Annotated in this window: 6 protein-coding genes and 1 pseudogene; 3 read left to right on the top strand and 4 right to left on the bottom strand. The window is 57.5% G+C overall.

Annotation, left to right across the window (positions count from 1 at the left end; translation table 11 throughout):
- The 3 genes and pseudogenes from V6C07_RS02920 to rplM all read right to left on the bottom strand — a co-directional run.
- Positions 1-801, bottom strand: a pseudogene (locus tag V6C07_RS02920) (YcaO-like family protein); the annotation flags it as partial.
- A gap of 181 nt (positions 802-982) precedes the next feature.
- Complete coding sequence (gene rpsI, locus V6C07_RS02925; RefSeq protein ID WP_333534886.1) at positions 983-1,375, bottom strand: 30S ribosomal protein S9; 393 nt, start codon at positions 1,373-1,375, stop codon at positions 983-985.
- A gap of 13 nt (positions 1,376-1,388) precedes the next feature.
- Positions 1,389-1,823: a 50S ribosomal protein L13 gene (gene rplM, locus V6C07_RS02930; protein WP_333534887.1), complete on the bottom strand. Its 435-nt coding sequence runs from the start codon at positions 1,821-1,823 to the stop codon at positions 1,389-1,391.
- Between the two features lie 264 nt (positions 1,824-2,087).
- Between rplM and V6C07_RS02935 the strand changes: the two genes are divergently transcribed.
- From V6C07_RS02935 to V6C07_RS02945, 3 genes are all read left to right on the top strand, one after another.
- Positions 2,088-3,329 (top strand): HD domain-containing protein, encoded by a 1,242-nt coding sequence (locus tag V6C07_RS02935; RefSeq protein ID WP_333534888.1) that lies wholly within the window; start codon positions 2,088-2,090, stop codon positions 3,327-3,329.
- Positions 3,330-3,629: 300 nt separating this feature from the next.
- Positions 3,630-4,412, top strand: a complete 783-nt coding sequence (locus V6C07_RS02940; protein ID WP_333534889.1) for a translation initiation factor 2 — start codon at positions 3,630-3,632, stop codon at positions 4,410-4,412.
- 192 nt (positions 4,413-4,604) lie between these two features.
- The gene (locus V6C07_RS02945) at positions 4,605-4,757 is read left to right on the top strand and encodes a hypothetical protein (RefSeq protein WP_333534890.1); all 153 of its coding nucleotides are present in this window, start codon (positions 4,605-4,607) and stop codon (positions 4,755-4,757) included.
- 514 nt (positions 4,758-5,271) lie between these two features.
- Here V6C07_RS02945 and V6C07_RS02950 read toward each other — a convergent pair.
- The coding region (locus V6C07_RS02950; protein WP_333534891.1) for a DNA polymerase at positions 5,272-6,579 on the bottom strand (1,308 nt) is incomplete at its 5' end.

The following is a 6,579-nucleotide window of genomic DNA, read 5'->3' on the forward strand; positions in this document are numbered from 1 at the left end:
CTGCCCGCGCAGACGGTGGCGCGCCGCGCCGCAGCAGACCTCCATGTCCACCTGCCATGCCCGCAACAGGGCTATGGGCGAAAGCGATGCCTCATGACGCATCTCAGGGCCGGCAATAACATCCGCCTCCATAAGGGCATCCAGGGCGCGCAAAAACGTTTCCTGAGCAGGAGGTCGCTGCCAGGCAGGGGCTGCCTCTGAAACAAGGCGCTTATGGTGCGCAACTATGGAATCCGCCCCGGCTGCCATGCTCCGGGCGGCTTCCGTAATACTCTCCCGACTGAAAAGCAGAGGAATGCCCGCTTCTTCCGGGCGCGGCAGCGCACGATGCTCACAGATATTGCTTCGGAACAGCTCGCTCCAGGCCGCTGCATCTGCCATGCCGGAACGGCAGACAGCCCGCAGATACAACGCAGGACTGGCATGCGACAGGCGGGCCGCTGCATCGGCAGGAAAGCCCACGCAGACTTTTTCGTGCTGCGGCAGAAGAATGGCGCATTCCAGCAACAGGGCAGCCAGAACCGGACGCACGAAAACATCCTTTTCCGCATCGCGGCATGATGCCGCAAGCCCGACCAGGTAGTCTGCGCTTTGCGCGCTCAGGTGACGGAGCAGGTGAAGATGCAGAAAATCATCCAGGGGCGCGGCTTCAAGGCGCTCCAGGGCAGCCTCGAAATCCAGATCCTCTGGCGGCACACAGGAAAAATAGCCGGTGGTGGCCTGCGTCTGCTCGTGGGTGTAAGCGTAATCAAGGACAGGCAAACGGCATGGGGGCAGGCTGTCTTTGGTCATGTCGGTCATGGCAACTCTCTTTGGCTGAGGGCATGCGGGAAGCCGGCAGCCACAGATCATACATTTTTACTGGGAAAAGCCCGCATAAAAAGGCCCGCTACTGGGGCGGCGTGCAAAAAAAGGCGGGCCGCAAAGGCGACCCGCCGGAAAAATACGAAAGCCCTGACAGGCAGGGCTTTCGTAAAAGGTATTAACGCTTGGAGTACTGGTACCGGGCGCGTGCAGCGCGCAGACCGTACTTTTTACGTTCTTTCTTGCGGGCGTCGCGGGTAAGGAAGCCAGCCTTCTTGAGCACTGGGCGCAGGGCGGGATCTACCAGCAGAAGAGCCCGGGAAATACCGTGGCGCACAGCTTCGGCCTGACCGGTCACACCACCGCCAGCCACGTTGACGCGCACGTCGAGCTTGTCGGCCAGCTTGGCAAGCACCAGGGGCTGGCGAATGATCATCTGCAGGGTCTTACGGGGAAAATAGTTCTCAAAGGAACGCCCGTTGACCATGATGCCACCGGAACCGGCATATATGCGGGTACGCGCCGTGGCGGTCTTGCGACGGCCGGTGCCGTATTCAAATTTCTCGCTCATGGCATTCTACTCCTTAATGCGGCAGCGTCAGCGGCTGAGGATTCTGGGCGGTGTGCGGATGTTCAGGCCCGGCGTAAATTTTGAGCTTCTTCAGCATGGCGCGGCCCAGGCGATTTTTGGGCAGCATACCCTTCACGGCGGCCATCAGGACGCGGGAAGGCTTGTCGGCCAGCACATCGCCGAGAATGGTGGTTTTGAGGCCGCCAACCCAGCCGGAGTGCCGGTAGTATTTCTTGTCAGCCAGCTTGTTGCCGGTGACTTTGATTTTTTCGCAATTCACAACCACGATAAAGTCCCCGTTATCCATATGCGGGGCAAATTCCGGCTTGTGCTTGCCGCGCAGGCGGTGGGCGATCTGGCTAGCCATGCGGCCAAGCACCTGATCCTGAGCGTCAACCACGAACCACTGGCGGTTGATGTCTTTGGGGGTGGGGCTGAACGTCTTCATCGGAATGACTCCTCACATCTGCAAATAGCAGCAGCCGTAAAGGCCGCAAAAAAGTTCATTGCGCGATGCGCCGTCGAACGGGGATGACGACAATATCGCAGTAAAGATAGCTTCAATACGGCAAACTCCCGCACCTGTCAAGAGCCTGCGCGCCCGTGCGCGGAAAAAGCCCGCTAACTACGGGCAGCGGCATGAAGCCCTTGAGCTTTACCCTATATCTTCCTATACTGCCAAGTGTTTTTCCGTCATGTTCCCGGAGAAGGTATGGCAGATATTCGCAAAAGCTTGCTTCAACTCATATTTTCAGGCGCGTATCTGCTGCGCTGGAACGACAAGCTGCGGCCCGCCGAATTGCTTGAAATTGACAAGCAGGCGCACAAGATGCTGCTGGCCTGTGTGCTTTGGCATGAAAACTCGCTCCACATGCCCGAAGAAAAAAAAATGCGGCTTGCGGGCGAAATTATTGAAGGCGGCCTTTTTGACTATTTTTACCGCCTTATCATAACCGACATCAAGCCACCGATCTTTTACCGCATAAAAGAAAATCCCGAACAGTACCGCCAGCTGACGGACCATGTGCTGGAAAGCCTGCAACCGGCGCTGTCGCCACTCGGCCCCTTCTGGGAACGCATGTGCCGCTGGCACCACGCGCCGGACGAAGACAGCCTGCCCCGCCGCGTCCTCACTGCCGCGCACCTTTACGCCTCGCAATGGGAATTCAACCTGATCAAGCCCCTCAACAGCCATTTTGACGAAGAAATGGACGATATCGGACAGTCCTTTGTGGACAGGCTGGATACGTTCGCCGACCTCAAGGGCCTGGAGCAGATGCGCACCCAGGGTACCGCCCTGACCCGCCTGGCTAACCTTTGCGGGCAACTGCGCTTTCAGATACGCTGGACGCAGGCCCCGCGCATTCCTGCAACTTCCGTACTGGGGCATATGTTTATCGTGGCGTGCTTCGCCTACTTTTTCAGCCTGTCGGTCAACGCCTGCCGCGCCAGGGCCAACAACAATTTTTTCTGCGGCCTTTTTCATGACCTGCCTGAAGTGCTCACCCGCGACATAATCTCCCCAGTCAAGCGGTCCGTGGCGGACCTGCCGAAGATCATCAAGGAATATGAAGAAAAGGAGCTGGAGCGCCGCGTTTTTGCCCCCTTGCGGCAACAGGGCTTCACTGCCCTTGCGGAACGCATATCCTACTATCTCGGTCTGGGCGTTCAGTCAGAATTTCAGGAATGCGTGCGGCGCAACGGCAGGGTTGAAAAGATTTCCGGCTTCTGCGACCTGCAGGAACACTGCAACACCGACGCCCTTGATCCCAAGGACGGGCGCCTTATTAAAGACTGCGACAATCTGGCCGCCTTTCTTGAGGCCCACAGCTCCATCCGCAACGGCGTTTCGTCGCCCCACCTGCTGGAAGCCAGAGTGCGCCTGCTCACCCTTTTGCGGCAAAGTCCGCTCACATGTCTCAGGCTTGATTCTCTGCTGGCGGACTTTGACTAGAAATTTTATCGTTGTAATGTGCATTCGCAATGCTTGCAGAACGATGCCCTTGAGATCCGACAACACAAACCAATGCTTGAGGTTGGTTATTCCACACACTTTTTGTCAGATTGCATAAACATACTGCAAGAACACGTTAATGACAGCCCTTTGTCGTACATGCATCGGAACATTTTCAAGATTAAACACCTTTAAATCACAAGCATCCGTGGTTACAGCCGCAGAAAAACACCGCCCATTTATGGGCATATTCTGAAAAATACGTTCCAAGCTTACCAAAAGGAGCAGCCGCAGACCGCCATGCCCTTGCACTCCACATCTCCCCGCCGCCTGCTTCGCATGCTTGCGCATGCCGGGCCGGTTCCCCTCGTCATGCAGGCCCTGATTCTTGCCACCATCTTTATCCTTGCACCCGTATCCGAAGCATCAGCCCTCACCGCGTCCAAGGGGGTTTCGTTCTACGCCAGGGATATGGAGTTTTACTACAAGGAAAACCGGCCCGAAACACTGCCCGGCATTCTCCGCTCGTTTGATGCGCAAAACGTGCTCTATGACCGGCAGAAACAGCTCACCCTGGCGGCCTTTCTGGCAGAAACCCTTAAAACCGACCCCACTGCGCGCCAGCGCCTGCTGCCGCTGGTCCCTTCGCTCAGCCGCGACGGCAAGCGCACGCTTGCCTGGGCCGTCCACCTGGCCGGACTGACAGACGAAGCCGCGCTGATGCAGTTGCTGCTGGATAAAAAAGACACCATCCTGCTCCAGCAGATACAACATAACCCCACTCCCCTGCTGCAATGGAATCTCACCAGCGAAAAAACGGTGCTTCAAATGTACTGGGCAGCCTACACGGCTTCCGGCAACACAGTTTATCTGGACGCCATCATTGACGCCGCCCTGCGCTATGCCGACCTCAATTCCAGCGGCAGACAGAATGATCCGGCTTTTGCCGTAAGCCAGACCGCAGCAGCATCCCTTTACGAAATGGCCCCCCGCCACGAGTCCGTACACAACCGAGTGCGGCAAAGGCTTGAGGGCCTTTCCGGTCCGCAGGCAGAAGCCCTGCGCACCATCTTGCGCCAGTAGGGGCCGGCAATGCACCCTGAATCCGTTCTGGCGGTTGCGTGATCAAACGCCGCCTGGAAGGAGCAGCCATCCTCGGCCACCGCCCGAAAAATTTGCAGTTGAAAGATTACCCTGCATCAGCGTTGCAAGCGCCGTGATGAGCACCACAACACCGTTCCTACTTCGCCGCAGCGCAGGGCGCGTAGAAATTACATGGCAGACGTTAACGAAAATACCGCCCCCCTCAGTGACAAGGGGGATTTTATGTCCACCACGCCGCCCGCCGACGTTGTGCCGAACGTGTTTGCCAAGCCGTACCAGACGGCCCTGTCCCTGCTGTCGTTATTCAAATTTTCCGGCACCTGAAACATTGGCTCGGCAACGGTAAAATGACCAGGGCCAAATATACCAGAGCCGAAGCCAACGTCAGGCATATTCTGGAAAAATCCTTCCAGCCCTTTGTTCGTTGGTGCAATGATCAGAAAAACGGCATGTTTTCCTGACAGGCCGCCCGGCGTTCCTTTGCACACGGGCTGTTCTAGAGCAGCTTAACTTTGAAATGCTTCACATTTCAAAGTTTTCATTCAGCCGAAAAATACGATTTTCGGCTGAATCCACGCCACATTGTGGCGCGCTGCACTTTCGTGCAGCGTTAGAGCATTTACACTTTTTCAAAGTGAAATTGCTCTAACCGGTAAAAATCCGGCGCAGCCTTGGCGCGACGCCGCGCCCATCAGCGATTGTCCCGCCTCCGCGCCGCGTAATGCCGTCAGCGAAACCAGTCGAGCAACTGGACAAGGCACAGCAAAAAACCGTGTCAGCCCGCTGTGTTGTAACCATCTCAGGCATAAGCGAAGAATGACTTCAGGCGTTGGATGCCCTAATGCGCCGTTCCCCAGTTCTGGCCTACGCCCCAATCCACCACCAACGGAACCGAGAGAGGCTCTCCACCGGGTTTAACGGCGCTCATCAGGTCGGCCACGCGCGCTCCGGCGGCCCTGGCGGAAGCTTCCGGCACTTCCAGAAGCAGTTCGTCATGCACCTGCAAAAGCAGACGGGCCTCATGGTCCCGCAACTGGTCATCGGCGGCTACAGCCAGCATGGCCAGCTTGATGATGTCTGCCGCCGAGCCTTGAATAGCCGTATTGATGGCCTGGCGGCGGGCCAGGGCATACGCCTGCCCGTTGGGCGAATGAATGTCCGGCAACAGACGGCGGCGGCCGCCCAGGGTGGTCACATAGCCCTGCTTTTTGGCGGTTGCCTCCACTGATTCATAAAATTCTTTCAGTCCCGTAAGGCGCGAAAAATAGCGTGCGATGAATTCCTTGGCTTCACTGGTGCTGATTTTCAGGTCCTGCCCCAGCTTTTGCGCGCCCATGCCATAAATAAGGCCAAAGTTGATGGTTTTGGCATTACGCCGCTGATCCGGGCTTACCTGATCGGGCGCAAGGTCATAAACCAGAGCGGCCGTGCGGGCGTGAATGTCTTCTCCGTTGCGAAAGGCTTCCAGCAGGGCCTTGTCCTGCGACATGTGGGCCAGCACCCGCAATTCTACCTGCGAGTAGTCGGCAGACACAAGGGCATTGCCCTGGTTGGCGATAAAGCAGGTTCGCATGCGTTTGCCCAGATCGCCGCGCACTGGGATGTTCTGCAGATTGGGATTGCTGGAAGAAAGCCGCCCCGTGGCCGTGGCCTTCTGGTTAAAGGTGGTATGTATGCGCCCGTTGCCGTCCATAAGGCGCGGCAGGGGATCAAGGTAGGTGGAGCGCATTTTTTCCAGCTTGCGGAATTCAAGAACACTGTCGACCACAGGATGGCGACCTGCCAGCTTTTCAAGGGTATCCTGACTGGTGGATGCCTGTCCGCCCTTGGTTTTCCGGGGCGAAGGCAGCTCAAGCGTGCTGAACAGCACATCGCCCAATTGCTGCGCGGAGCGGATGTTGAACTCCCTGCCCGCCGCCTTGTATACGGCGGCCGTAAGCGTATCCAGTCTGCCCTGCACATCGGAAAGAAATGATTCAAAGGCAGCGGCGTCGATGGCAATGCCGCGCCGTTCCATAGCCGCCAGTACGGGAGTAAGGGGCAGCTCAAGGCTGTCATAAAGCTCCGCAAGCCCGTCCTGCCGCATACGGGCCTCCAGCACTTCAGCCATGCGCAGGGCAAGCAGGGCCGGGCCGGGGCCATCATC

This window comes from Desulfovibrio sp. 1214_IL3152 (assembly GCF_036763055.1).
GTDB lineage: Bacteria > Desulfobacterota > Desulfovibrionia > Desulfovibrionales > Desulfovibrionaceae > Desulfovibrio.

Bases quoted from the DNA above. Each gene is read 5' to 3' on its own strand.
- V6C07_RS02945 (WP_333534890.1), top strand. From the start codon at position 4,605: ATGGCAGACGTTAACGAAAATACCGCCCCCCTCAGTGACAAGGGGGAT.
- rpsI (WP_333534886.1), bottom strand. From the start codon at position 1,375: ATGAGCGAGAAATTTGAATACGGCACCGGCCGTCGCAAGACCGCCACG.
- V6C07_RS02935 (WP_333534888.1), top strand. From the start codon at position 2,088: ATGGCAGATATTCGCAAAAGCTTGCTTCAACTCATATTTTCAGGCGCG.
- rplM (WP_333534887.1), bottom strand. From the start codon at position 1,823: ATGAAGACGTTCAGCCCCACCCCCAAAGACATCAACCGCCAGTGGTTC.
- V6C07_RS02940 (WP_333534889.1), top strand. From the start codon at position 3,630: ATGCCCTTGCACTCCACATCTCCCCGCCGCCTGCTTCGCATGCTTGCG.